The 24,561-nt window shown below is 68.6% G+C and carries 20 protein-coding genes; 15 read left to right on the top strand and 5 right to left on the bottom strand.

From position 1 onward, the window contains the following. Window positions 1-44 precede the first annotated feature (44 nt). From ACSQ89_RS27845 to ACSQ89_RS27825, 5 genes are all read left to right on the top strand, one after another. A complete protein-coding gene (locus ACSQ89_RS27845) occupies window positions 45-1,001 on the top strand; it encodes a Bug family tripartite tricarboxylate transporter substrate binding protein (RefSeq protein WP_436292104.1) in 957 nt (318 codons plus the stop codon). A 10-nt stretch (window positions 1,002-1,011) separates the two neighbouring features. Continuing rightward, the gene (gene hmgA, locus ACSQ89_RS27840) at window positions 1,012-2,316 is read left to right on the top strand and encodes a homogentisate 1,2-dioxygenase (protein ID WP_436292105.1); all 1,305 of its coding nucleotides are present in this window, start codon (window positions 1,012-1,014) and stop codon (window positions 2,314-2,316) included. After that, window positions 2,313-3,593 (top strand): fumarylacetoacetase, encoded by a 1,281-nt coding sequence (gene fahA, locus ACSQ89_RS27835; RefSeq protein ID WP_436292106.1) that lies wholly within the window; start codon window positions 2,313-2,315, stop codon window positions 3,591-3,593. The genes hmgA and fahA overlap by 4 nt, the downstream gene beginning before the upstream one ends. Window positions 3,594-3,686: 93 nt before the next feature. Then, window positions 3,687-4,049, top strand: coding sequence for a response regulator (locus tag ACSQ89_RS27830; protein ID WP_093109907.1), 363 nt, complete (start codon window positions 3,687-3,689; stop codon window positions 4,047-4,049). Continuing rightward, window positions 4,046-4,729, top strand: coding sequence for a hypothetical protein (locus tag ACSQ89_RS27825; RefSeq protein ID WP_436292107.1), 684 nt, complete (start codon window positions 4,046-4,048; stop codon window positions 4,727-4,729). The genes ACSQ89_RS27830 and ACSQ89_RS27825 overlap by 4 nt, the downstream gene beginning before the upstream one ends. On the opposite strand, the gene ACSQ89_RS27820 is transcribed toward ACSQ89_RS27825, so the two are convergent. The 4 genes from ACSQ89_RS27820 to ACSQ89_RS27805 all read right to left on the bottom strand — a co-directional run bounded on the left by ACSQ89_RS27820 (window position 4,666) and on the right by ACSQ89_RS27805 (window position 13,408). Then, the gene (locus ACSQ89_RS27820) at window positions 4,666-6,924 is read right to left on the bottom strand and encodes a response regulator (RefSeq protein ID WP_436292108.1); all 2,259 of its coding nucleotides are present in this window, start codon (window positions 6,922-6,924) and stop codon (window positions 4,666-4,668) included. The two genes, ACSQ89_RS27825 and ACSQ89_RS27820, sit on opposite strands and share 64 nt — an antisense overlap. Further along, complete coding sequence (locus ACSQ89_RS27815; protein ID WP_436292109.1) at window positions 6,909-11,882, bottom strand: HAMP domain-containing protein; 4,974 nt, start codon at window positions 11,880-11,882, stop codon at window positions 6,909-6,911. The genes ACSQ89_RS27820 and ACSQ89_RS27815 overlap by 16 nt, the downstream gene beginning before the upstream one ends. A 116-nt stretch (window positions 11,883-11,998) precedes the next feature. Next, complete coding sequence (locus ACSQ89_RS27810) at window positions 11,999-12,448, bottom strand: acyl-CoA thioesterase (RefSeq protein ID WP_436292110.1); 450 nt, start codon at window positions 12,446-12,448, stop codon at window positions 11,999-12,001. Window positions 12,449-12,493: 45 nt separating this feature from the next. After that, the gene (locus ACSQ89_RS27805; RefSeq protein ID WP_093109912.1) at window positions 12,494-13,408 is read right to left on the bottom strand and encodes a LysR family transcriptional regulator; all 915 of its coding nucleotides are present in this window, start codon (window positions 13,406-13,408) and stop codon (window positions 12,494-12,496) included. Between the two features lie 122 nt (window positions 13,409-13,530). On the opposite strand from ACSQ89_RS27805, the gene gtdA reads away from it, so the two are divergent. The 7 genes from gtdA to ACSQ89_RS27770 all read left to right on the top strand — a co-directional run bounded on the left by gtdA (window position 13,531) and on the right by ACSQ89_RS27770 (window position 20,950). After that, on the top strand, window positions 13,531-14,601 hold the full coding sequence (gtdA, locus tag ACSQ89_RS27800; RefSeq protein WP_436292111.1) for a gentisate 1,2-dioxygenase: 1,071 nt from the start codon (window positions 13,531-13,533) through the stop codon (window positions 14,599-14,601). Between the two features lie 66 nt (window positions 14,602-14,667). Then, a complete protein-coding gene (locus ACSQ89_RS27795) occupies window positions 14,668-15,372 on the top strand; it encodes a fumarylacetoacetate hydrolase family protein (RefSeq protein ID WP_436292112.1) in 705 nt (234 codons plus the stop codon). Beyond that, window positions 15,369-16,589: a 3-hydroxybenzoate 6-monooxygenase gene (locus tag ACSQ89_RS27790; RefSeq protein WP_436292113.1), complete on the top strand. Its 1,221-nt coding sequence runs from the start codon at window positions 15,369-15,371 to the stop codon at window positions 16,587-16,589. Before ACSQ89_RS27795 ends, ACSQ89_RS27790 begins: the two co-directional genes overlap by 4 nt. Before the next feature lie 44 nt (window positions 16,590-16,633). Then, window positions 16,634-17,608, top strand: coding sequence for a Bug family tripartite tricarboxylate transporter substrate binding protein (locus ACSQ89_RS27785; RefSeq protein WP_436292114.1), 975 nt, complete (start codon window positions 16,634-16,636; stop codon window positions 17,606-17,608). Between the two features lie 58 nt (window positions 17,609-17,666). Then, window positions 17,667-18,629 (top strand): Bug family tripartite tricarboxylate transporter substrate binding protein, encoded by a 963-nt coding sequence (locus ACSQ89_RS27780; protein ID WP_436292115.1) that lies wholly within the window; start codon window positions 17,667-17,669, stop codon window positions 18,627-18,629. Continuing rightward, on the top strand, window positions 18,626-19,972 hold the full coding sequence (locus ACSQ89_RS27775; protein WP_436292116.1) for an FAD-dependent oxidoreductase: 1,347 nt from the start codon (window positions 18,626-18,628) through the stop codon (window positions 19,970-19,972). Before ACSQ89_RS27780 ends, ACSQ89_RS27775 begins: the two co-directional genes overlap by 4 nt. A gap of 60 nt (window positions 19,973-20,032) precedes the next feature. Beyond that, window positions 20,033-20,950, top strand: coding sequence for an acyl-CoA thioesterase (locus ACSQ89_RS27770; protein ID WP_436292117.1), 918 nt, complete (start codon window positions 20,033-20,035; stop codon window positions 20,948-20,950). A gap of 89 nt (window positions 20,951-21,039) precedes the next feature. Here the strand turns inward: ACSQ89_RS27770 and ACSQ89_RS27765 are convergent, their stop codons facing one another. Next, the gene (locus tag ACSQ89_RS27765) at window positions 21,040-21,966 is read right to left on the bottom strand and encodes a LysR family transcriptional regulator (protein WP_436292118.1); all 927 of its coding nucleotides are present in this window, start codon (window positions 21,964-21,966) and stop codon (window positions 21,040-21,042) included. Between the two features lie 116 nt (window positions 21,967-22,082). Here ACSQ89_RS27765 and ACSQ89_RS27760 point away from each other — a divergent pair, with 116 nt between their 5' ends. The 3 genes from ACSQ89_RS27760 to ACSQ89_RS27750 are packed head-to-tail and all read left to right on the top strand — an operon-like array spanning window position 22,083 to window position 24,546. Next, window positions 22,083-23,264 (top strand): CaiB/BaiF CoA transferase family protein, encoded by a 1,182-nt coding sequence (locus tag ACSQ89_RS27760; protein ID WP_436292119.1) that lies wholly within the window; start codon window positions 22,083-22,085, stop codon window positions 23,262-23,264. After that, window positions 23,261-23,764 (top strand): MaoC family dehydratase, encoded by a 504-nt coding sequence (locus tag ACSQ89_RS27755; protein WP_436292120.1) that lies wholly within the window; start codon window positions 23,261-23,263, stop codon window positions 23,762-23,764. The genes ACSQ89_RS27760 and ACSQ89_RS27755 overlap by 4 nt, the downstream gene beginning before the upstream one ends. Then, window positions 23,761-24,546 carry a class II aldolase/adducin family protein gene (locus tag ACSQ89_RS27750; protein WP_436292121.1) on the top strand — a complete coding sequence of 262 codons (786 nt, stop codon included), beginning with the start codon at window positions 23,761-23,763 and terminating at the stop codon, window positions 24,544-24,546. The genes ACSQ89_RS27755 and ACSQ89_RS27750 overlap by 4 nt, the downstream gene beginning before the upstream one ends. Window positions 24,547-24,561 lie beyond the last annotated feature (15 nt).

Here is a 24,561-nt window from a genome sequence, read left to right as displayed (position 1 = left end):
CGGCAATGCATCACACGAAGTTTCAATCTACTGGAGACAAACCCATGATCCGCAAGACCCTCGCCGCCCTCGGCCTGGCTGCCCTGTCCCTCGCTGCCATCGCCCAGGACGGCAAGCCCATCGAATGGGTGGTCGGCTACGCCGCCGGCGGTGGCTCCGATTCGGTGGCGCGTGCGACCGCCGAAGCCATGAGCAAGAGCCTGGGCGCGCCCATCGTCATCAACAACAAGCCGGGTGCCGCCACCAACATCGCGGCCGAGTACGTGGCGCGCGCCAAGGACGTGGAGCACACCCTGCTGACCGCCGACTTCGCGACGCTGGCGGCCAATCCCTTCCTCTTTTCCAAGCTGAGCTACGACGCCGAGAAGAACCTCAAGCCGGTCGGCCTGCTGGCGCGCTTCCCGCTCGTGCTGGTGGTCGGCCCGCAGGTGCCGGCGAGCAACTGGAAGGAGTTCGTAGCCTGGGCCAAGGCCCAGCCGGGCGGTGTCAACTACGGCTCGGCCGGCGTCGGCAGCCCGCATCACCTGGCCACCGAGCTGCTGCGCGAGAAGGCCGAGCTCAAGCTCACCCACGTGGCCTACCGCGGCGCGGCACCGGCGATGCAGGACGTGCTGGGCGGGCAGGTGCCGTTCATGCTGGTCGACACCGCCAGCGGCAACCAGTTCGTGCAGGCGGGCAAGGTCAAGGCCATCGGCGTGGCGAGCGCCAAGCGCATCGCCTCGCTGCCCAACGTGCCGACGCTGATGGAGCAGGGCCTGGCCGGCTACGAGGCCTATGCCTGGCAGGGGCTTACCGTGCCCTCCGGCACGCCCGAGCCCACGGTGGCGCGCTACGCCAAGGCCCTGCAGGAGGCGCTGGCCTCGCCGGCCGTCAAGGCGCGCTTCGACGCACTCGGCGTGGAAGGCCTCCCCGGCTCGCCGAGCGACATGGCAAGCTACGTGAAGGCCGAGCGCGAACGCTGGGGGCGCCTGATCAAGGCCAACAACATCCGCGTGGATTGAAAGGATCCCCATGAGCACCGACGCATTGCGCTACCAGAGCGGCTTCGGCAACGAATACGCGAGCGAGGCCGTGGCCGGCGCCCTGCCGCAGGGCCGCAACAGCCCGCAGCGCGCGCCCTTCGACCTCTACCCCGAGCTGATCTCGGGCACTGCCTTCACCGCGCCGCGCCACGAGAACCGGCGCAGCTGGATGTACCGGCGCCAGCCCTCGGTGGTCTCCGGCCGCTACCAGGCCTATGCGCAGCCGCACTGGCAGACCGGCGCCGACCGCGATATCGCGCTCGCGCCCGAGCCGATGCGCTGGCATCCGCTTCCGCTCGACAACGCCGATGTCGATTTCATCGACGGCATCCATACCTTGGCCGCCAACGGCGACGCCGAGGCGCACAGCGGCGTGGCTGCGCACGTTTACCTCGCGAGCCGTTCGATGGAACGCCGCGCCTTTGTCAATGCCGACGGCGAGATGCTGCTGGTGCCGCAGCAAGGCCGGCTCGCGATCACCACTGAGATGGGCGTGCTCGAGGTCAAGCCCGGCGAAATTGCGCTCCTGCCGCGCGGCATCGCGTTCAAGATCGCCTTGCCGGATTCGGATCAGGGCCCCTCGCGCGGCTACGTCTGCGAGAACTACGGCGCCCAGTTCCGCCTGCCCGAACTGGGCCCGATCGGCTCCAATGGCCTGGCCAATGCGCGCGACTTCCAGGCGCCGGTGGCCGCTTTCGAAAGCGAGGCCGGTGGCTACGAGCTGGTGAAGAAGTTCGGCGGCCGCTTCTGGCGCGCGCCGATGAAGCAGTCGCCCTTCAACGTCGTCGCCTGGCACGGCAACCTGGCGCCGGTGAAGTACGACACCGCCAACTTCATGACCATCGGCTCGATCAGCTTCGACCATCCGGACCCGTCGATCTTCACCGTGCTCACCTCGCCCTCGGACACGCCCGGCACGGCCAACTGCGACTTCGTGATCTTCCCGCCGCGCTGGCTGGTGATGGAAGACACCTTCCGTCCGCCCTGGTACCACCGCAACCTGATGAGCGAGTTCATGGGCCTGGTCTACGGCGAGTACGACGCCAAGCCCGGCGGCTTCAAGCCCGGTGGCGCCAGCCTGCACAACGCGATGGTGCCGCACGGCCCCGACGAGGAAGCCTTCGACAAGGCCAGCCGCGCCGATCTCAAGCCGCAGAAGCTGGACAACACGCTGGCCTTCATGTTCGAGAGCCGCTTGCGCTTCATTCCCACGGCCTGGGCGCTGCAGAGCTCGGCGCTGGACACCGACTATGCCGACTGCTGGGCCGGCCTCAAGGATCAATTCAAGCCATGAACAACGCACTGAACGCCACCCACGACCCGGCACTGCGCAGCTGGGTCGCCTCGGCCAACCAGGCCGGCTGCGACTTTCCGATCCAGAACCTGCCCTTCGGCCGCTTCCGGCCCGCGGGCAGCGGCGAGGCCTTTCGCATCGGGGTTGCGATCGGCGACCAGGTGCTCGACTTGAAGGCGACCGGCCTCGTCCATACGGACGACATGAACGTGTTGATGGCGAAGAGCCCGACGGAGCGCCAGGCCCTGCGTACCGCGATCTCCGCCGGCCTGGCCGAAGGGAGCGAGCAGGCCCCCGAGTGGGCCAAGGCCCTGCTGGCCCAGTCGGCCGCCGAGATGACGGTGCCCTGCCGCATCGGCGACTACACCGACTTCTACACCGGCATCCATCACGCCCGCACGGTCGGCAGCCTGTTCCGTCCCGACCAGCCGCTCCTGCCCAACTACCAGTGGGTGCCCATCGGCTACCACGGGCGCGTCTCGTCGATCGGCGTCAGCGGCCAGCGCTTCAAGCGCCCGCAAGGCCAGACAAAGGCGCCCGATGCCGCAACGCCTTCCTTCGGCCCTTCGAAGCGGCTCGACTACGAGCTCGAACTCGGCTTCCTGGTCGCCCAGGGCAATGCGCTCGGCGAGCCGATCGCCATCGCCGAAGCGGAAGCGCACCTGTTCGGTGTCACCCTGCTCAACGACTGGTCGGCCCGCGACATTCAGGCCTGGGAGTACCAGCCGCTCGGGCCCTTCCTGTCGAAGAACTTCGCCAGCACGCTCTCGCCCTGGATCGTGACGATGGAGGCGCTCGCGCCCTTCCGCGCCGCCTTCGAGCGCCCGGCCGGCGATCCGCAGCCGCTGCCCTACCTCGATGCACCCGCCAACCGCGAAAGCGGCGCGCTCGACATCACGCTCGAGGTGTGGTTGCAGACGGCGAAGATGCGCGAAGCCGGCGAGGGCGCCGTGCGCCTCACGCACGGCAACGCCCGCGACGCCGCCTACTGGACGGCCGCGCAGCTCGTCACGCACCACACGGTGAACGGCTGCAACCTGCAGCCGGGCGACCTGCTCGGTTCGGGCACGCTCTCGGGCCCGAAGCCCGATGAGGCCGGCTCGCTGCTCGAGCTCACGCTGGGCGGCAAGCAGCCGATCCTGCTTCCCAACGGCGAGCGCCGTAGCTTCCTCGAAGACGGCGATACGCTCAGCCTGCGGGGCTTCTGCGAGCGCGAAGGCGCGGTGCGCATCGGGCTGGGCGAAGTCAGCGCGACGGTCGAAGCGGCCGGCGCCTGAGCGTTCACGGCCTCGGTTCGGACGAGGCACGCTCCTACGCGGCGTTCCGCGACCGGCCCCGATACTGCAAACCCTTGTTTCAGGGGTATTGCCGTGAACGTGCTGATCGTCGACGACAACAAGGCCGCGGCCGATCTGCTGCGGGAACTGCTGGCGCTGCAGGACCATGAGGCGCATTGCACCTACACCGCGCAACAGGCGATCGCCGCCGCCGCCGAGAAAGCCTTCGATGCGGCGCTGGTCGATCTGGTGCTGCCGGATCTCCCCGGCGCCGAGCTTGCGCGGCGCATGCGTGCAAGCGCCGGGAACAAGCCGCTGTTGCTGATCGCGATCTCGGGCTTCGGCGCCGACGAGGCCGGCGGCACGACCACGCCGGGCCTGTTCGACCATCATCTGCAGAAGCCGATCGACTTCGAAGATCTGGATCGCATCCTGGCGCCGCCTGCCGCACGATGAAGGCAACCCCCGGAGCCCGCAGTTGGATGGCTGCCGGCGTGCGCCACGAACTGCTCACGCGCGTCTTCCCGGCGCTGCGCCACGACCTGGCGTCGCCGGTGTCGGTGATCCGGATGGCCATGCTGATGTTCAAGCGCCAGGCGACGGTGAAGCCCGCCGACACCGCGGCCTGGCAGGAGAGAGTGGCGCTGGTGGAAGGCCAGGTCGGTGCGCTGGCGACCGGCGTGCGTTCCCTTCGCGACTGGGAGCTGGCCGTCAGCGACGAGGGCGTGACCCGCAGCGCGCTGGTGGCCCAGTGCACCGGGCTGATGCGCGCCGCCTTCGAACTGAACGGCATCCGGCTGCATGTCGGCGAGGGGCTGGCGCCCGGAGCGGGCGAGCAGCGCTTTCCGGCCGGCGCCGCGCTGCGCTACATGTGTCTCGGCGTCCTGAGCTATCTGCAGGACGGCGCACCGCAGCTCGGCGCGGTGCACATCGAACCCGAAGGCCGCGACATCGTGCGCTTCAGCGCGACACGCGGGGCAGCCGAGCTCGCGGAGCTGGCGGATCCGCACCGGGCGCCACGCAAGCTGGCGATCGATGCCGTCGCGCTGCAGTTGCTGGCCGAAGACCTGGGCTACTTCGTGGCGCTGGACGGTGATACGGTGCGCCTCTCGCTGGTGCGCCGCTCGAACCAGTGATGGATGCAGGCCAGGAGCGCATTCGGCTCCGCGGGCTTGACGAAGTGGTGATCGAAGCCGGCGCCGAGCGCGGCCTGGCGGTCTTCGTTCTGGCCGTAGCCGGTCAGCGCGATCAGCAGCGCGTCTTCGGTCTCGGGCAACTTGCGCATCCGGCGCGCGACCTCGTAGCCGTCGAGCAGCGGCAGTCCGATGTCCAGCACGACGACGCTGGGCCGGTACGCCGCGACGATCGCGAGCGCCTCCTCGCCATCGCCCGCCGTGCGAACCTGGTGGCCTTCGAGCTCGAGGACCGCCGCGACGCCTGCGGCCGCGTCCCGGTTGTCGTCGACGATCAGGATGCGCTGGGGCTCGAGGCGCGGCGCTGACGGGAGCGCGGACGCGATCTGCCCGGCTTCGGGCACCGCCGCAACGCGCGGCAAGCGGATCTTGAACTCGGAGCCCCGGTCCCGCCCCTCGCTGAAGACCTCGATCTGGCCGCCGTGCATCTCCGTCAGGCGCCGTGCCAGCGTCAGCCCGACGCCCAGCCCGCCCTGGGCGCGGTCGAGGCCGCGCTGGCCTTGCGCGAAGAGGTCGAAGATGCGCGTCAACAGTTCCTCGTCGATGCCGATGCCCTGGTCGCGCACCGAGACGACGATGTCGTCGTCCTCGAACCAGGAGGCCAGCGCAATATCGGTTCCCTCCGGGCTGTACTTGGCAGCGTTGTGCAGCAGGTTGGCGATCACCTGCGTGAGCCTGGCCACGTCGCCCAGAAGCCATGCCGGCTCTTCGGGTATCGCGACGCTCAACACCTGGCGACGGCTGTCGATGAAGGGCTGCACCGTTTCCACGCCTTGAACGATCACCGTGTTGAGATCCATCGTCTCGCGCTTGAGCGCGATCTTGCCCTGGCTGATGCGGGCCACGTCGAGCAGCTCTTCGATCAGACGCGTCATCTGCCGCAGTTGCCGATCGGCGATGTCGAGCGCCCACGTGACCCTGGGGTGCGGCGCGGCGACGCGGCGGATCACCTCGACGGCGGTATGAATGGGCGCCAGCGGATTGCGCAGCTCGTGCGACATCATCGCGAGGAACTCGTCCTTGCGCTGGTTGGACTGCTGCAGCTCTTCCTGCGCCGCCTGCCGCTCGAGGATTTCGCGCTGCAGGATGCGGTAGAGGCGCGCGTTCTCGAACGCCGTCGCGGCCCGGGCCGCCAACTCGTCGACCATCCCGGCTTGGGCGCCGGCGCTCGAGTCGTCCGGATTGCCGGATGCGACCAGAACCGCGCCCAGAACACGTTCCCCGAAGACCATCGGCACGGCCGCGGCCGAGCGCAGCAGCGGGAACTCGGCGTCCGCCGGAGCGAGGCCGAACGATGCGGCCGTGAGCGGCTTCAGCGCTTCTTCCGCCACGGTGGTTCGCCGCCCGCGGTTCGCCGCGGCGTGCAGCGCGGCGCGGATGCCCGGGGCGAGCGCCGTTTCGGGGCCTGCGAACCACTGAAGCCTCGCGTGGCCCGGCCGCACCGCCGCGGCAAGCATCTCTCCCGCGCCGAGCTCGGGGTCGATCAGGAGCAGCACGGCGAGCGGGGCCAGGCTGGGCACCAGCAGTTCGACCAGCTGGTTCATCGCGACCGTGATCTCCAGCGAGCTACTGAGCGCGCGACTCGCATGGGCGAGAAATGCGGAACGCCTGTCGTTCTCCTCCGCGACGCGGCGAGCCGCCTGCGCCGCCATCATTGCGGCCCGCGCATCGGCCTGGCGCCGGACCTGGCGCCGCATCAGGTACAGCGAGACGAAGACGCTCACCTTGCTGCGCAGGACCTCCGGCACCACGGGGGAGAGGATGTAGTCCACCGCGCCGAGCGAGTAGCCGCGCGCGGTCTGCATCTCGTCGGCGTAGGAGGTGATGAAGATGATCGGCGTATGGGCGCTTCGCCGATGCTGGCGGATCAGCGTCGCCGTCTCGAACCCGTCCATGCCGGGCATGTTGACGTCCAGCAGGATGACCGCGAACTCGCGCTGCAGGATCTCCCGCAGCGCATCGGTGCCCGAGCGCACCAGCACCAGGTTCTGGCCGAGGTCTTCGAGCACGGTCCGGAAGACCAGCAGCTTCTCGGGCAGATCGTCGACGACCAGGATGTCGGCCTTCTCGTCGAACGGCCCCCCGTCGGAGCCCCGTTCCTCGGGCAGTGCAGGAGGCTCTTCTACTTGCACAGCCACCCCCGCAGAACGGCGAGCAGATAGGTCGTGTCCACCGGCTTCGACAGGTAGTCCCAGGCCCCCGCTTCGATGCACTTCTCGCGGTCGCCCTTCATGGCCTTCGCCGTCACCGCCACCAGCGGCAGCTGCTTGCCGCGCGGCAGGCGGCGCAGCTCGCGCATCGTCTGCATGCCGTCCATCTCCGGCATCATGATGTCCATCAGGACGATGTCGATGCCGGCATCCTCCTGCACCAGCCGGATCGCATCGCGGCCGTTCTCCGCCGACACGATGAGCATTCCCTGTGCGTCGAGGATGGTCGCCAGCGCAAAGATGTTGCGCATGTCGTCGTCGACGATCAGCACCTTCCTGCCGGCCAGCGTGCCGGCGCCGGCGTTGACCGCTTCGACCGCTCTCCGTTCCTGCTCGGACATCGAAGCCAGGCCCCGATGCAGGAAGAAGGCCGTTGCGTCGATCAGCCGCTCCAGCGAATCCGCGACGCGCATCGCCGAGCCGCCGTGGCCGTGCTCCCACCCCGGCACGCGGCCGCCCGCAGCCGCGCTGTACAGGACGACCGGCAGTTGCCGCGTCGCCGGGCGGGCCTCGACGAACTCGGCGGCATCCGCGCGGCCGAAGCCGGCCACCATGCCGTCGGTCACGAGGCAGTCCACGTCGTTCTGCGCCAGCGCGTCCCTGGCCGCCTCGGCGGTTTCCACGACCACGCTGTCGATCTCGCTGCCGGCCAGGGCCGCGACATAGTGATCGCGCAGCGACGAGGGGCGCATGGCGACCACCAGCTTCCTGGCGTCCGCCTGAACGAAGCCGTAAAGATGCCCGAGCCCGGCATCGATTTCGTCGATCGATTGCAGCGGCTTGGCCAGAAAGCCGACGGCGCCGGAGTTCAGGGCCCGCTCCCGCGAGTCGTCCGTCGAGACCACGCAGACCGGAATGTGCCGCGTGGCAAGGTCGGCCTTCAGGCGCTCGAGGATGCGCCAGCCTTCCATGTCGGGCAGGAAGATGTCGAGCGTGATGAGTGCCGGGCGGTAGTCGCGCGCGAGCGCCAATGCGCCGGCGCCGCTGGGGCTGACCAGGCCCTTGAAGCCGCTCTTGCGCCCGGCCTGCAACAGCATCTTGGCGAAGGCGAGATCGTTCTCGACGATCAGGAGCACCTTGTCCCCGGAAAGAATGCTGTCGCGGTCGTCGTCGGCGATGTTGAGCGACGGGAGCAGGTCGGCTGCATCGCCGCGTTCGGCGGTCTGGACGGGCTTGGCCCCTGCGGCAACGATGCGCCGGGCCGACTTCTGCGGACCCGGACCGGGCCGCAGTTCCGCGACCCGGTTGCGTTCGGCGCGGCGAGGAACTTCCGCCCGCGCCGCCGCCGTGCGGCCCAGCCGTGCACTGCGCGCCGAGCTGTAGCTTTGCGGCAGGTACAGCGTGAACGTGCTGCCCTGCGCGGGCGTGCTCACCAGGCGGATCTCGCCGCCCAGAAGGCGCGCCAGTTCACGGCTGATCGCGAGGCCGAGGCCGGTGCCGCCGTATTTTCTCGAGGTCGAGCCGTCCGCCTGCTGGAAGGCCTCGAACACGATCTGCTGCTTGTCGGCGGAAATCCCGATGCCGGTATCGGACACGGCGAAGGCCATGACCTGGCCGGCCCGGTTGAGCTCTTCGTTGTCGCGCGACCAGCCGCTGTCCACGGCCTCGACCGTCAACGCGACCGAACCCTGGTGCGTGAACTTGAACGCATTCGACAGCAGGTTCTTGATGACCTGCTGCAGGCGCTTGACGTCGGTCACGATCGTCTCGGGCAGCGGCCCCGACGCGTGGATGTCGAAGCCGACGTGCTTGGCCTCGGCGACGTGGCGGAAGCTGCGCTCGACCGAGCGCTGCAGGTCGTCCAGCCGCAGTTCGCTGACCTCCACCGCGACCGTTCCGGATTCGATCTTCGACAGGTCCAGGATGTCGTTGATCAGCATCAGCAGATCGTTGCCCGAGAGGTGGATGGTCTTCGCGAACTCCACCTGCTTGGCCGTCAGGTTGCCCTCGCTGTTCTTGCACAGCTGATCCGACAGGATCAGCAGGCTGTTGAGCGGCGTGCGCAGTTCGTGCGACATGTTGGCCAGGAACTCGGACTTGTACTTGGAGGTGAGCGCGAGCTGCTCCGCCTTTTCCTCCAGCGCCTGGCGCGCCTGCTCCACCTCCTGGTTCTTGCGCTCCACCTCCTGGTTCTGGTGCACCAGCAGCCGGGCCTTCTCCTGCAGCGCCTCGTTGGTCTGCTGAAGCTCGAGCTGGCGGTTCTGCAGCTCCTCGGCCAGCGACTGCGACTGGGTCAGCAGGTCCTCGGTGCGCATGTTGGCGGCGATGGTGTTGATCACGATGCCGATGGATTCGGTCAACTGGTCCAGGAGGGCCTGGTGCGCGGGGTTGAAGCGCTCCAGCGAGGCCAGCTCCAGCACGCCCCGCACCTCGCCTTCGAAGATCACCGGGAGCACGATCACGTCCATGGCCGCGCCTTCGGAGAGGCCCGTGACGATCCGGAAGGCCGTGCTCGGCACGTTGGTCAGAAGGATCTTGGACTTCTCGACCGCGCACTGGCCGACGAGGCCCTGGCCCAGCTCGATCTCCTTGCCGTGCGAAGTCTGGCCGCCGGAGGCGTAGCTGGCGAAGAGCTTCAGCTTCGGCGTGGCCGTGGCGGTGTTCAGCACGTAGAACTCCGCCTGCTGCGCACCCACCACCGGCGCCAGTTCGGACAGGATCAGCTGCCCCACCGTGAGCAGATCCTTCTGGCCCTGAAGCATGCGGCTGAACTTGGCGAGGTTGGTTTTGAGCCAGTCCTGCTCCGTGTTCTTCTGCGTCGTGTCCTTCAGGTTGCGGATCATCTCGTTGATCGTGTCCTTCAGCGCCGCGACCTCGCCCTGGGCCTTCACGGTGATGGAGCGGGTCAGGTCGCCCTGCGTCACGGCGGTGGCCACCTCCGCGATGGCGCGCACCTGGGTCGTCAGGTTGGCCGCCAGCTGGTTCACGTTCTCGGTCAGGCCCTTCCAGGTGCCGGCGGCGCCGGGCACCTTCGCCTGGCCGCCCAGCTTGCCTTCGACGCCGACCTCGCGCGCGACGGTCGTCACCTGGTCGGCAAAGGTGGCAAGCGTCTCGGTCATGCTGTTGATGGTCTCGGCGAGCGCCGCGATCTCGCCCTTGGCCTCGACCGTGAGCTTCTGTTGCAGATCGCCGTTGGCCACCGCGGTCACCACCTTCGCGATGCCGCGCACCTGGCCGGTCAGGTTGCCGGCCATGGAGTTGACGTTGTCCGTGAGGTCCTTCCAGGTCCCCGAGACATCGCGCACCTGGGCCTGGCCGCCGAGCCGGCCCTCGGTGCCGACCTCGCGCGCCACGCGCGTCACTTCGGCGGCGAAGGACGAGAGCTGGTCCACCATCGTATTGATGGTGGCCTTCAGCTCCAGGATCTCGCCCTTCACGTCGACCGTGATCTTCTTGGAAAGGTCGCCGGTCGCCACTGCCTTGGTCACGTCGGCGATGTTGCGCACCTGCGATGTGAGGTTCGATGCCATCAGGTTGACCGAGTCGGTCAAGTCCTTCCAGGTGCCGGCCACGCCTTGCACATCGGCCTGCCCGCCCAGGATGCCCTCGGTGCCGACCTCGAGCGCCACCCGCGTCACCTCGGCGGCGAAGGAGCGCAGTTGGTCGACCATCGTGTTGACCGTGTTCTTCAGTTCGGAGATTTCGCCCTTCACGTCCACCGTGATCTTCTTGGACAGGTCGCCGGCGGCCACGGCCGTGGTCACCTCGGCGATGTTGCGCACCTGGGAAGTCAGGTTGCCGGCCATGAAGTTGACCGACTCGGTCAGGTCCTTCCAGGTGCCGGCCACGCCCTGCACGTCGGCCTGTCCGCCCAGGATCCCTTCCGTTCCGACCTCGCGCGCCACGCGCGTGACTTCGGCCGCGAAGGAGCGCAGCTGGTCGACCATGGTGTTGACCGTGTTCTTCAGCTCGAGGATCTCGCCCTTCACGTCGACGGTGATCTTCTTGGAGAGGTCGCCGGCCGCCACTGCCTTGGTCACGTCGGCGATGTTGCGCACCTGGCTGGTCAGGTTGCCGGCCATCGAGTTCACCGAATCGGTCAGGTCCTTCCAGGTGCCCGAGACGCCTTCGACCCGCGCCTGCCCGCCCAGGGATCCTTCCGTTCCGACCTCGCGCGCCACCCGCGTCACCTCCGATGCGAAGGAGCGCAACTGGTCGACCATGGTGTTGATCGTGTTCTTCAGGGTCAGGAATTCGCCCTTGACGTCGACATCGATCTTCTTCGACAGGTCGCCCTTGGCCACCGCGGTTGTCACGTCGGCGATGTTGCGCACCTGGTCGGTCAGGTTTCCGGCCATGGAGTTGACGGAATCGGTCAGGTCTTTCCAGGTGCCGGCCACGCCTTTCACCTTGGCCTGGCCGCCGAGCTTGCCCTCGGTGCCGACCTCGCGCGCCACGCGCGTGACCTCGGCCGAGAAGTTGCCGAGCTGCTCGACCATCTTGTTGATGGTCTTGGCCGTGCGAAGAAACTCGCCTTCGAGCTTGCGCCCGTCGACCTCCAGCGCCATGCTCTTCGACAGGTCGCCCTGGGCCACGGCGCCGATCACGCGAGCCACTTCGGTGGTCGGGTGCACGAGATCGTCGATGAGCGCATTCACGCATTCGACCGATTCGCCCCAGAAGCCGCGCGTTTCGGAAAGCACCGCACGCTGCTTGAGCTTGCCTTCCTTGCCGACCACCTGGCGCAGGCGGACCAGCTCGGCGGCCAGCGTGGCGTTCTGCTCGACCAGGTCATTGAAGACGTCGGCCACCTTGCCCGAAAGCCCGGTCCAGTGCACGGGCAGCCGGACCTTGGCATCGCCTTTGCGGAACCGGGTCAGCGCATCCAGAAGCGTTGCCATCTCCTCCAGTGAGCTGGTCGCCACGGATTTGTCCAGAACGTTCATCTCTTGCCCCTCTCGGAGTGAGGAAAAAGTGCCTTAGACGAAAGCGGCGTGCCTCGGCACGCCGCAGTGTAGCCAGGGAGCGCCCGCTGCGGCATAGGCAGCCGGAGCGTTTGCGGCTAGCCGCCGCCCGAAGCGGCGCGCGAGGCCTCGAGGTGTGTACGTGCCCGCTCCGCCAGCGCCATCTCGTCCGGGGTTCCCGGCGTGAAGCTGTCGACCGGCAGCGGCCGGCCGTGCGAGTCGACCGAGACGAAGACGACCAGGCACTCGGTGGTCTTCTGCATCTCGCCGCCCTTCATGTCGCCGCTGCGCACCTCGACCGAGATGTTCATGCTGCTGCTGCCGGTGTAGGCGAGCCGCGCCTCGACCTCGACCAGGTCGCCGATCATGATCGGCCGGTGGAAGCGGATGCTGCCGATGAACACCGTCACGCAGTAGCGCTTGGACCAGCTGGTCGCGCAGGCGTAGCCGGCCTCGTCGATCCATTTCATGACGGTGCCGCCGTGGACCTTGCCGCCGAAGTTGACGGTGCTGGGTTCGGCCAGGAAACGCAGGGTGATCGAGCTCATGGAGTGCCTGGGCGATGAGTTGATGTCGTGGGGCGCCCGCGGCGATTATGTGAGCGGCGAAGCGGTTTGGGCGCCGAAAAGTTGAGCCACCGTGCGCCTGAGCCACGCATTGCCCGGATCGGCGTGGAAGCGCTCGTGCCAGTGCTGCTTGACGGCATAGGACGGCAGCGCGAAAGGCGGCTCCAGCAGCTTCACCGGCTCCTGCGTGGCCAGTACCTCGCCGAGGATGCGCGGCACGATCACGACCAGCTCGGTGTGGGCGACGATGCGTGCCACGCTGAGAAAACTCGACAAGCGCACGACCACGTTGCGCGCCAGGCCGAGGCGGGCGATGGTCTTGTCGACGATCGCATGGCCGGTGCCCGAGGACGAGATCACCGCATGCGCCTCGGCCTCGAAGCGCTTCTTCGTGAGCCGCTCGCCGATGCGCGGATGGTTCCGCGCCACCAGGCAGACGAAGTTCTGCATGAAGAGCGTCTGCTGGTAGAAGCCGGCATCGAGCTGCGGCATGAAGCCCACCGCCAGGTCGACCTCGCCGTCTTCCAGCCGGCGGCCGCTCTCGGTCGAGATGATCTCGGTCTCGATGTGCACGCCGGGCGCCGTGCGGCGCAGGTGGTCGAGCAGCCCGGGCAGGATCACCACCTCGCTGATGTCGGTCATGCAGATGCGGAAGTTGCGACTCGCCGCGCCGGGGTCGAAGCTGCTGCGGCTGCCGCGCGCCTGCTCGAGCTGCGCGAGCGCCTCCCGCACGTGGGTGTAGATGCGCTGGGCATAGGGCGTGGGCTGCATGCCTTGCGCGGTGCGCGCGAACAGCCGGTCGTCGAAATGCGCGCGCAGCTTGTTGAGCATGGTGCTGGCCGCGGCCTGCGCCATGTCGAGGCGCTCGGCCGCCTTCGAGACGCTGCCGGTCTTGTAGACCTCGTCGAAGACCGCGAGCCATTCGAGATCGAGCTTGGACATGGGATTTCCTTCGCAATGCAGCCACCATTATCGAAAATCGAGATTCCGAGTATTGAGTACACGTCTTGAACAAATAGTGGTGCGGGAAAACAATGCGGCCATCCCCCCGGAGACATGCCCAGATGAATACCGCCCCCCAGGCCGCGCGCACCGACGCCGCCGAGCGCCGCGACTACTACGAGCGCATCCGCCCGCTGCACCTCACGCCGCTGTGGGAATCGCTGCACGCGCTGGTGCCGCGCGAGCCGCAGACGCCCTGCGTGCCGGCGCTCTGGCGCTACGACGAGATCCGCCCGCTCCTGATGGAGTCGGCCGCGCTGATCACGGCCGAGGAGGCGGTGCGCCGCGTGCTGGTGCTGGAGAACCCGGCGATCCCGGGCCGTTCGTCGATCACGCAATCGCTCTATGCCGGCCTGCAGCTCATCATGCCGGGAGAGGTCGCGCCCTCGCACCGGCATGTGCAGTCGGCGCTGCGCTTCATCGTCGACGGCAAGGGCGCCTACACCACGGTGGGCGGCGAGCGCACCACCATGTACCCGGGCGACTTCATCATCACGCCCTCGTGGGCCTGGCACGACCACGGCAACGAGGGCATCGAAGGCGTGGCCGAGCCGGTGGTGTGGCTCGACGGGCTCGACATCCCGATGCTGCGCTTCTTCGACGCCGGCTTCGCCGAGAACGACGACGCGAAGGTGCAGCATGTCGCGCGGCCCGAGGGTCACAGCCTGGCGCGCTTCGGCCACAACATGGTGCCGGTGCGCCATGACCACAGCGCGCCCACGTCGCCGATCTTCAACTACCCCTATGCACGCAGCCGCGAGGCGCTGGCGCAGCTGCAGATGCAGGAGGCGCCCGACGCCTGGCTGGGCCACAAGTTGCGCTACATCAACCCGCTGACCGGCGGCTCGCCGATGCCGACCATCGCGACGAACCTGCAACTGCTGCCGAAGGGCTTCGCGGGCAAGACGCACCGCGCGACCGACGGCACGGTCTACAGCGTGGTCGAGGGCCGCGGCACGGCCGAGATCGGCGGCCAGCGCTTCGACTTCGGTCCGCGCGACACCTTCGTCGTGCCCTCGTGGGCGCCGCTGCGCCTCGCGGCGAGCGAGGAGGTGGTGCTGTTCAGTTTTTCCGACCGGCCCGTTCAACAGGCGATGGGCGTGCTGCGCGAAGCCTTTCTCGACAACGCCTGACCCGCGCTGCCCCGGCAGCCTTCTCCTTTCTCGATCCCCATGCGCCGCACCGCGGCAGGAGTTCTCATGTCTTTCGTCCTCACTCCCCCGGCCGTCGTCGGCCTTCCCGTCGCCGGCTCGTCCGACCTGTTCCCGGTTCGCCGCGTCTACTGCGTGGGCCGCAACTACGCGGCGCATGCGCGCGAGATGGGCTTCGACCCCGACCGCGAGCCGCCCTTCTTCTTCTGCAAGCCGAACGACGATGCGTCGATCGTGCCGGTGCCCGCGGGTGAAACGGTGGGCATTCCCTACCCAGGCCAGACCACCAATTACCACTATGAAGCCGAGCTCGTGGTGCTGATCGGCGAGGGCGGCCGCGACATCGCGGTCGAGGACGCGGCGAAGCACATCTACGGCTATGCGGTCGGCCTCGACATGACGCGCCGCGACCTGCAGATGAAGATGCGCGAGCAGGGCCGGCCCTGGGAGATCGGCAAGGCCTTCGACTTCTCGGCGCCGGTCGGCGTGGTGCGTCGGTTCGCCGAGTCGGGCGAGGTCGCGGCCGGCGCGATCACGCTCGAAGTGAACGGCGAAACGCGCCAGAAGAGCGACATCCGCAACCTGATCTGGTCGGTGAACGAGGTCATCGCGAACCTGTCGACGCTGTTCGCGCTGCAGCCCGGCGACCTGATCTTCACCGGCACGCCCGAAGGCGTGGGTGCGGTGCAGCGCGGGCAGACCATGCAGGTGCGCATCGACGGCCTCGAGCCGATCGCAGTGCGAGTGGAATGAGCAAGACGCAGAACTCCAAGCCTTCGGTGCTGCTGGTCGGCGGCGGCATCGGCGGCATGGCGGCGGCGCTGGCGCTGGCTCGGCTCGGCATTTCGATCGACCTGCTGGAGCAGAGCGCGGCCATCGGCGAGATCGGCGCCGGCCTGCAGCTGGGCCCCAATGCCTTTGCCGCACTCGATGCCCTGGGCGTCGGCGAAGCGGTGCGGCGCGGCTCGGTCTTCACCGACCGGCTGGTGATGATGGATGCCGTCGACTGCAGCGAGGTGGCCTCGGTGCCGGTGGGCGAGGCCTTCCGCGCGCGCTTTCGCAATCCGTATGCGGTGAGCCATCGCGCCGACCTGCATGGCGCGATCCACGAGGCGGTCAAAGAGCATCCGCTGATCCGCTTCCACACCTCGGCGCAGGTCGGGCACCTGGACATCGGCGGCAGCGGCGTGACGGCGGTCACGCGCGACGGCCGGCGCTTCCATGCCGATGCGATCGTCGGCTGTGACGGCGTCAAATCGGTGGTGCGTGCCAGGCTCGTCGGCGATGCGCCACGCGTTTCGGGCCACGTGGTCTACCGCGCCGTGGTGCCGGCCGCCGACATGCCCGAAGACCTGCGCTGGAACGCGCCGGTGGTCTGGGCCGGCCCCAACTGCCACCTGGTGCACTACCCGCTGCGCCATGGCGAGCAATACAACCTGGTCGTGACCTTCCACAGCCGCGAGCAGGAAGAGTGGGGCGTGACCGAGGGCAGCAAGAAGGAGGTGCTGTCCTACTTCGACGGCGTGCATGCGCGCCCGCGCCAGCTGCTGGACCGGCCCACCTCCTGGCGCCGCTGGAGCACCGCCGACCGCGATCCGGTCGCGAACTGGAGCGAAGGCCCGGCCACGCTCTTGGGCGATGCGGCCCATCCGATGATGCAGTACCTCGCGCAGGGCGCCTGCATGGCGCTCGAAGACGCGGTGACGCTGGGCGCGGCGGTCGAGGCCTGTGAGTTCGACCTGCCTGCCGCCTTCCAGCTCTATGCGTCGGCCCGCGTGGCACGCACGGCCCGCGTCGTGCTGTCGGTGCGCGAGATGGGCCGGCTCTACCACGCCAAGGGCGTCGAGCGCCTGGTGCGCAACAGCCTGTGGACCGGCCGCACGCCCGAGCGCTTCTACGACGCGGTCGAATGGCTCTATGCGTGGGATCCGGCGCAATGCTTGGCCGACGCGCCGCGCACCGCGGCCTGAGACGGCCCACCTTATTTCAACGACACACCACGGAGACAAACTGCATGAAACCCATCCTCCCGCTGATCGCCGGCCTCGCCGCCGCCTTCTTCACCGTCGGCGCCGCGGCGCAATCGGCCGCCGACTACCCGAACAAGCCCGTCACGCTGATCACGCCCTTCGCCGCCGGCAGCGGGCCGGACGCTGTGCTGCGGCTGGTCTCCGACAAGCTGGGGCGGCTCTGGAACCAGCGCGTGGTGGTGGACAACAGGCCCGGCGGCGGCGGCTTCATCGCGATCGACCAGGCCCGGCGCGCGGCGCCCGACGGCTACACCCTGCTGCAGCTCGACAGCGAGCATGTCGCCGCGCTGCCGCATCTGTACAAGTCGCGCAACTTCGTGACACTGCAGCACTTCGACCCGGCGGCCTCGCTGTTCCGCACGCCCTTCTTCGTCGCCGTGGCCAGCGACTCGAAGTGGAAGAACATGAGCGACCTGGTCGCTGCCGCCAAGTCCAACCCGCTGAGCTACGGCTCCTGGGGCGTCGGCAGCGCCGGCCACCTGGGCGCGCAGCAGCTCGAGTCCCTGACCGGCGTGCACATGCAGCATGTGCCCTACCGCGAGGTCTCGCAGCTCTACGCCAACGTGGGCTCGGGCGATGTGCCGTGGAGCTTCGCGACCATCCCCTCCAGCCAGGGCGTCTACAAGGCCGGCAAGCTGCGCTACATCGCGATTGCGGCGCCCCAGCGCATTCCGCAAATGCCCGATGTGCCCACCATGGCCGAGGCGGGCGGCCCGGCGAGCCTGTACGTGAGCTCCTTCGTCTCGCTGCTCACGCCCAAGGGCGTGCCGCCGGCGATCAGGGCCAGGATCCATGCCGACGTCGCCAAGGTCATCGCCGACCCCGAGATCCGCGCGCGCTTCGACACCTTCGCCTTCGAGCCGCTGGCTTGGTCGCCGGAGGAGATCCAGCGGCAGGCCGAGGCCAAGTCCAAGGTCTATGGGGAACTGGTTCGCCGGGGCAATATCAGCCTCGAGTAACGCCTGGTCACAACTCGGCCTTATCCTTCGTTTCTCTTTCCATTCCCGCTTCACTCCCATGCAGTTTTCCAAGAGAGCTCTTTTGATCGCCGCCTGCGCGCTGCCGCTGGCCGCCGCGGCGCAGAACGGCGCCTGGCCCACCAAGCCGATCCGCCTGATCGTCGGCTTCCCCGGCGGCTCGACGCCGGACATCGCGGCGCGCACCATCGCCGAGCCGCTGGCCAAGGCGCTGGGCCAGCCCGTGGTGGTCGACAACAAGCCGGGGGCCTCGGGCAACATCGCGGCCGACCAGGTGGCCAAGGCGACCGACGATCACACGCTCGGCGTGGTCATCAACGGCAACCTCACCTCGTCGAAGATGCTCTATTCCAGGCTGCCCTACGACCCGGCCAAGGACTTCACCTACCTCTCGCTGCTCACTACCGCGCCGCTGGTGCTGGTGGCGCAGAACAGCCTGCCCAGCGGCGCAGCCTTCGTCGACGCGGCGCGCAAGAGCGACGACAAGTGGAGCTACGGCTCGGTGGGCGTCGGCTCGGTGGGCCACCTGGGCATGGAGCTGCTCAAGGGCCGCGTGCCGGGCCTGAAGGCCGTGCACGTGCCCTACCAGGGCAATCCGCAGGTCATGACCGACCTGATCGGCAACCAGATCCAGATGGCCCTGATCCCGCCCGGCGTGGCCATGCCCCAGGTCAAGGCCGGCAAGGTCAAGGCCATCGGCATCACGAGCGGGCGCAGCACCCTGGTGCCCGAACTGGCGCCGCTGGCCGATGCCGGCGTGAAGGACTTCAACCTCGAGGTGTGGACCGCGCTGCTCGGCCCGGCCAGTCTTTCCAAGGCCGCGCAGGAGCGCATCTCGCGCGAGCTCGCCGTCATCATGAAGGCGCCCGAAGTGCGGCAGAAGCTGTTCGAGCAGGGCTGGCAGGCGGTCGGCACCTCGCCGGACGGTATGCGCACGCGCGTGAAGGAAGAGGCGGCGATCATGAGCAAGATCATCTCGGCCAACAACATCAAGCTGCAATGAGCGCTTCCATCGTCGAGCCTGAGCGCAGCCTGCCGGTCTTCGGCGAATACGACGTGGTCGTGGTCGGCGGCGGCCCGGCCGGCATCGCGGCGAGCGTGAGCGCCGCGCGCCATGGCGCGCGCACGCTGCTGGTCGAACGCTATGGCTTCCTCGGCGGCATGGGCACGGCCGGCGGCGTGACCAACTTCGCGGGCCTCTACGGCAAGCGCAACGGGGAGATGACGCAGCTGGTGCACGGCGTGGTCGACGAGCTGCTCGCACGCATGGATGCGATGGGCGGCCTCAACAAGCCGCAGGACGGCATGCAGGGCCGCATCCGCGTGCGCTCCTACGACACCTCGATCTACAAGTGCGCGGCCGATCAGCTGCTGCTCGATGCGGGTGTCGAGCTGCTGTTCCACGCCTGGGCCGCGGCCGTGGTGATGGAAGGCCCGCGCATCGCCGCGCTGGTGGTCGAGACCAAGTCGGGCCGGCAGGCGATCCGCGCCAATGCCTTCATCGACGGCAGCGGCGATGCCGATGTCGCGGTCTTCGCGGGCGTGCCTTTCGCGGTCGGCGACGGCCATGGCAGCGGGCTTTTTCCGTCCACCATGTTCCGCGTCGGCCACGTCGATGCGCAGCGCGCGCTGGCCGCGGTGGGCGAGTTCAAGGCCATCAACGACCTGATGGCGAAGGCGCGCGAGCGCGACCCCGAGGCCTACCGCTTCCCGCGCGAAGGCGCGATCCTGCGGCCGCAGATCGATCCGCGCGAATGGCGCGCCAACGTCACGCAGATCCGCAACGCCAAGGGCGACGCGATGAACGGCGTGGACGCGCGCGAACTCAGCGACGGCGAGGTCGAGGGCCGGCGCCAGATCGGCGAGTACTTCCGCTTCTTGAAGGCCGAGGTGCCGGGCTTCGAGCAATCGGCCATCGTCGAGATCGCGCCGCAGGTCGGCATCCGCGAGACGCGGCGCATTGAGGGCCTCTATGCGCTCACCGGCGAAGACATCCTCTCGTCGGCGCGTTTCGAGGACAGCATCGGCATCAACGCCTGGCCGATGGAGATGCATGCCGCCGGCAAGATCGAATGGGCCTTTCCGCGCGACCAAACGCGCACCTACAACCAGCTGCCCTGGCGCATGCTGGTGCCGCGCGGCGTCGACAACCTGCTGGTGGCCGGGCGCTGCGCCTCGATGACGCACGAGGGCCAGTCGGCCGCGCGGGCGAGCGGCGGCTGCTTCGTGATGGGGCAGGCGGCGGGGACGGCTGCGGCCACGTTGGGTGCCGGAAGCTTTGCCGGCGTCGACGTGCCGGCCTTGCAGCGCAAACTGATCGCCGACGGCGTCGACCTCGACCACTGAAGCGCGCGGGCTGACAGCCGCGAGACAGCACCGCGGCATCCTCTTTGCTATCGTCATCGGATGACCGATCCCGCCACCGCAGCCCGCCTCGTCAACCAGCTCGTCGACCTGATGCACCTCGAACCCCTGGGCGATGACCACTTCAGGGCTCAGAGCGAGGACATCGGCACCCCGGCCGTGTTCGGCGGCCAGGTGCTGGGCCAGGCGCTGGTGGCGGCGAGCCGCACGGTCGCCGCCGACCGGCCGGTGCATTCGATGCACGCCTACTTCCTGCTGCCCGGCGAGCATGCACCGATCGAGTACGCAGTCGACCGCGTGCGCGACGGCCGCAGCTTCACCACCCGGCACGTGGTGGCGCGCCAGCGGGAGCGCATCATCTTCGAGATGTCGGCCTCCTTCCAGACGGTGGATGAGGGCATCGAGCACCAGCTCGCGATGCCCGAGGCGGCCGGGCCGGAAGGCTTGCAAAGCGAACTGGAACAGCGCCGCGCGCTCGGCGAGCGGCTGCCCGAACGCTGGCGCAATAACGCGCTGGCGCCGCACGGTATCGAGTACCGCCGCGTCGAACCCGACGACCTGCTCACGCCCGCGCCGCGTCCACCGCACAGTGCGCTCTGGCTGCGCGCCATCGCGCCGCTGCCCGACGACCCGATCGTGCACCGCGCGCTGCTGGCCTACGCCTCCGACCACGGGCTGCTGCGGGCCGCGATGTTGCCCCATGGGCTGAGCTTCATGAGCGGGCGGGTGCGCCCCGCCAGCCTCGACCATGCGATGTGGTTCCACCGCGATTTCCGCATGGACGACTGGCTGCTCTATGTGCTCGATTCGCCGAGCGCGGGCGGTGCCCGCGGCCTGTGCCGCGGCAGCCTGTTCACGCGCGACGGGCGGCTTGTGGCCTCGACCGCGCAGGAAGGCATGCTGCGCGTGCTGCCCGAAGGAAGCCCCTTGTCGAGCGCCGGCGGCGCGGCGCCGATATAAGAGCGCGCCCGACGAAGGCGCCCGGCAGACTGAAGGCGCTGTTCGGCGAGACGCGCATCGGCATGCGCTGAGGCGTCGCGGCGCCTGCGTCACGAACTGCCGCGTCCTGCGCCACGGGCCGGCGACCTCTGCGAGAGCCTGCCGGCGATCTCGCGAAAACGCATCGCCGTCGCGCTTTCGCTCTGCGGATGCGAGGCCATGGCGATTGCGATCGAGGCCGATGCGGGCAAGTCGCCGATCGGGCGGAACACCACCCTGTCGGGCGACAGCCGCTGCGCGACCGAGGGCACCAGCGCCACGCCCATGCCGCTTTGCACCAGGCTGATCACCGTCTGGACCTGCGTCGCTTCCTGCACCGCACGCGGGCTCAGGCCGGCCTGCTGGAAGGCCAGCATCACCATCGCATGCAGGCCCGGCACCCGTGTCGACGCGTAGTCGATCAAGGGCTCGCCGGCCAGATCGCGCAGGCTGAGCCGGCGCTTCTTCGCCAGCGGGTGCCCGGCCGGCAGCACGGCGCAGAATACGTCGCGCTCCACCACTTCGAAGCGCAGCGAACTGGCCGACGCGGTCGGGTAGCGCACCAGCCCGATGTCGATCCGGTCGGCTTCGATCATCGCCAGCAGTTCGAGGTTGGTCGATTCGCGCAGCACCAGTTCGACCTGCGGATAGCGCGCCCTGAAGGCCGGCAGCAGCCGCGGCATCAGCGAATAGGTGGCCGAGCCGACGAAGCCGACGCGCAGGCGCCCGCTCTCGCCGCCGGCCGCGGCGCGTGCGGCCGCCGGCAGGTTCTCGGCCTGGTCCAGACACAGCCGTGCCGTGCGCAGTGCAGCATGGCCGGCGGCGGTGAGCTGCACGCCGCGCGCGAGCCGCGTGAAGAGCGGCGTGCCCACTTCCTCTTCCAGCTTGCGGATCGCCACCGACAGCGGCGGCTGCGCCATGTGCAGGCGCTCGGCCGCGCGACGGAAGTTCAGCGTGTCGGCCACGGCCACGAACTGGCGCAGTTGTCGCAATTCCATTGATATGCAGGATGTATCGCAGAGGTCTCGAATGGTATTGGACGCATTAGGTCGCGATTCCTACGATCGGACCATTCCTGAAAACCCGAGCGGCCCGAGACACCGCCATCCCGACGATGAATCCATCGAAGCTGCCCCTTGCCGGGGTCCGCGTGCTCGACCTGAGCGCCGTGGTGCTCGGCCCGTATGCGAGTCAGAACCTGGCCGAGTACGGCGCCGACGTGATCAAGATCGAGCCGCCCGAGGGCGACTCCACGCGCCGCACCGGCCCCAGCACCGAGGCCGGCATGGGGGCCATCTTTCTCGGTGTGAATCGCGGCAAGCGCAGCGTGGTGCTGGACCTGAAGCAGGCCGATGCACGCGAGGCGCTGCTGAAGCTGGTCGACACCGCCGACGTGCTGATGCACAGCATCCGGCCGCAGAAGCTCGAGGCCATCGGGCTCGATCCCGACACGCTGCTGGCCCGCAATCCGCGGCTGGTCTACGTGGGCCTGCACGGCTTCGCCGAAGACGGCCCCTACGGCGGCATGCCGGCGTACGACGACATCATCCAGGGCTTGTCGGGCTGCGCCGCGCTGATGGAACGGCAGTCCGGCATACCGCAGTACTTTCCGACCGTTGCGGCCGACAAGACCTCGGGCCTGGTGGCCACGCACGCGATCCTCGCCGCGCTGTTCCGGCGTGAGCGCACGGGCAAGGGCGCCTACGTCGAGGTGCCGATGCTGGAGGCCATGGCCTCGTTCAACCTGGTCGAGCATTTCTACGGCCACCATTTCGTGCCGCCGCTGGCCGATACCGGCTATCCACGCCTCTTCGCCCGGCATCGCCGGCCCTATCGCACGGCCGACGGCTACCTCTGCGCCATGCCCTACACCGACGCGCACTGGAAGCGCTTCTTCATCGAAGGCGGCATGCCCGAGGCGGCGGCCGACCCGCGCTTCGCCGACATCGCCGAGCGCACGCGCCACATCGATGCGCTCTACACGCTGGCGGCGGAAGTCATCGCCACGCGCAGCACGGCCGAGTGGCTCGAGGTGTTCGCGCGGCTCGAGGTGCCGGCCTCGCGCATGAATCGGCTCGAAGACCTGGCCGAGGACGAGCACCTCAAGGCGACCGGCTTCTTCAAGACCATCGAAGACCCGGCCATGGGCCGCTTGCGCTTCCCCGGCGCGCCGGTGCGCATCGACCGCGAGCAGTTGCCCGTGCGCATGGCGCCGCGCCTCGGCGAGCACACCGACGAGGTGCTGCGCGAAGCAGGCATCTCGCCTTTCCACACACGCCAGCCGGCCCCGATATGACAGATCCGACCACCACCCCCTACCCTTTGCTCGGCCACGGCTTCTTCTGGCAGGATCTCGCGCCGGGGCAGCGCTTCCAGACCTTCCGCCGCACCCTGACCGAGACCGACCTCGTCAACTTCATCTCGGTCACCGGCATGCTGGAGGCGATCTTCATCGACGCCGAGGGCGCGGCCGGCGCGATCGGCGGGCGTCCGGTGCCCGCGGCGCTGACCTACTCGATCATCGAAGGCTTCCTGCTGCAGACCATGATCCAGGGCACCGGTCTCGCGATGCTCGAATGCACGCAGAAGGTGCTGGCGCCAGTGCGCGTCAATGACACCATCCACGCCATCGTCGAGGTCGCCGGCGTGCGGCCCACCTCCAAGGGCAACCGCGCGATCGTCGATTCGGACGTGCAGGTGTTCAACCAGCACGGCCAGGCGGTGCTGCGCTACACGGCGCGCCGCATGCTCGCCGGCCGCCCCGAGTCCTCCCTCCCTGAAGGCTTGCAAGCATGAATGCCATCACCCAGGCCGCCTCCATCCGGGATCGCGTCAGCGACGAGGAATGGAAGGTCCGCACCGATCTCGCCGCCTGCTACCGCCTGGTGGCGCGCTACGGCATGAGCGACCTCATCTACAACCACATCACGGCCAAGGTGCCGGGCAGCGAGAACCGCTTTCTGATCAATCCCTTCGGGTTGCTCTACACCGAGATCACGGCCTCGTGCTTCTACACACTCGACCTGGACGGCAACACGGTCGACAAGCCCGAGGGCGAGTTCGGCGCGTTTCCAGTCAACCGCGCCGGCTTCATGATCCACAGCGCGGTGCACGGCGCGCGCAGCGACCTGAAGTGCGTGATGCACACCCACACGCGCGCCGGCATGGCCGTGTCGGCGATGAAGCACGGGCTGCTGCCGCTCACACAGACCGCGATGCGCTTCTACGGCGCGCTCGGATTCCACGACTACGAAGAGCCGACGGTCGACATGTCCGAGCGCGAGCGCATCGCGCGCGACCTCGGTCCCCACAGCGCGATGGTGATGCGCAACCACGGGCTGATCGCCTGCGGCCCGAGCGTGCAGGACACCTGGAACCTCATGTACTGGCTCGAGACCGCCTGCAAGGTGCAGATCGACGTGCTCGCGAGCGGCGCCGAGATCAGCATGCCGAGCCCGGAGCTCGCGGCCACCATGGCCAAGCGTTACGGCCCCAAGGGAAAGATCAATTTCGCGCCGATGGAATGGCCGGCGCTGCTGCGCCAGCTCGACCGCGAGGCCCCTTCCTACAAGACTTGAGCGGCATCGGATCGC

This window comes from Variovorax sp. LjRoot175 (assembly GCF_964253805.1).
Classification (GTDB): Bacteria; Pseudomonadota; Gammaproteobacteria; order Burkholderiales; family Burkholderiaceae_C; genus Variovorax.
The sequence above is the reverse complement of the archived record's forward strand: the minus strand, read 5'-3'. Positions and strand labels throughout refer to the sequence as shown.

Bases quoted from the DNA above. Each gene is read 5' to 3' on its own strand.
- hmgA (WP_436292105.1), top strand. From the start codon at position 1,012: ATGAGCACCGACGCATTGCGCTACCAGAGCGGCTTCGGCAACGAATAC.
- gtdA (WP_436292111.1), top strand. From the start codon at position 13,531: ATGAATACCGCCCCCCAGGCCGCGCGCACCGACGCCGCCGAGCGCCGC.
- ACSQ89_RS27755 (WP_436292120.1), top strand. From the start codon at position 23,261: ATGACAGATCCGACCACCACCCCCTACCCTTTGCTCGGCCACGGCTTC.
- ACSQ89_RS27780 (WP_436292115.1), top strand. From the start codon at position 17,667: ATGCAGTTTTCCAAGAGAGCTCTTTTGATCGCCGCCTGCGCGCTGCCG.
- ACSQ89_RS27810 (WP_436292110.1), bottom strand. From the start codon at position 12,448: ATGAGCTCGATCACCCTGCGTTTCCTGGCCGAACCCAGCACCGTCAAC.
- ACSQ89_RS27825 (WP_436292107.1), top strand. From the start codon at position 4,046: ATGAAGGCAACCCCCGGAGCCCGCAGTTGGATGGCTGCCGGCGTGCGC.
- ACSQ89_RS27790 (WP_436292113.1), top strand. From the start codon at position 15,369: ATGAGCAAGACGCAGAACTCCAAGCCTTCGGTGCTGCTGGTCGGCGGC.
- ACSQ89_RS27785 (WP_436292114.1), top strand. From the start codon at position 16,634: ATGAAACCCATCCTCCCGCTGATCGCCGGCCTCGCCGCCGCCTTCTTC.
- ACSQ89_RS27805 (WP_093109912.1), bottom strand. From the start codon at position 13,408: ATGTCCAAGCTCGATCTCGAATGGCTCGCGGTCTTCGACGAGGTCTAC.
- ACSQ89_RS27760 (WP_436292119.1), top strand. From the start codon at position 22,083: ATGAATCCATCGAAGCTGCCCCTTGCCGGGGTCCGCGTGCTCGACCTG.
- ACSQ89_RS27765 (WP_436292118.1), bottom strand. From the start codon at position 21,966: ATGGAATTGCGACAACTGCGCCAGTTCGTGGCCGTGGCCGACACGCTG.
- ACSQ89_RS27815 (WP_436292109.1), bottom strand. From the start codon at position 11,882: ATGAACGTTCTGGACAAATCCGTGGCGACCAGCTCACTGGAGGAGATG.
- ACSQ89_RS27775 (WP_436292116.1), top strand. From the start codon at position 18,626: ATGAGCGCTTCCATCGTCGAGCCTGAGCGCAGCCTGCCGGTCTTCGGC.
- ACSQ89_RS27750 (WP_436292121.1), top strand. From the start codon at position 23,761: ATGAATGCCATCACCCAGGCCGCCTCCATCCGGGATCGCGTCAGCGAC.
- ACSQ89_RS27845 (WP_436292104.1), top strand. From the start codon at position 45: ATGATCCGCAAGACCCTCGCCGCCCTCGGCCTGGCTGCCCTGTCCCTC.
- ACSQ89_RS27770 (WP_436292117.1), top strand. From the start codon at position 20,033: ATGACCGATCCCGCCACCGCAGCCCGCCTCGTCAACCAGCTCGTCGAC.
- fahA (WP_436292106.1), top strand. From the start codon at position 2,313: ATGAACAACGCACTGAACGCCACCCACGACCCGGCACTGCGCAGCTGG.
- ACSQ89_RS27795 (WP_436292112.1), top strand. From the start codon at position 14,668: ATGTCTTTCGTCCTCACTCCCCCGGCCGTCGTCGGCCTTCCCGTCGCC.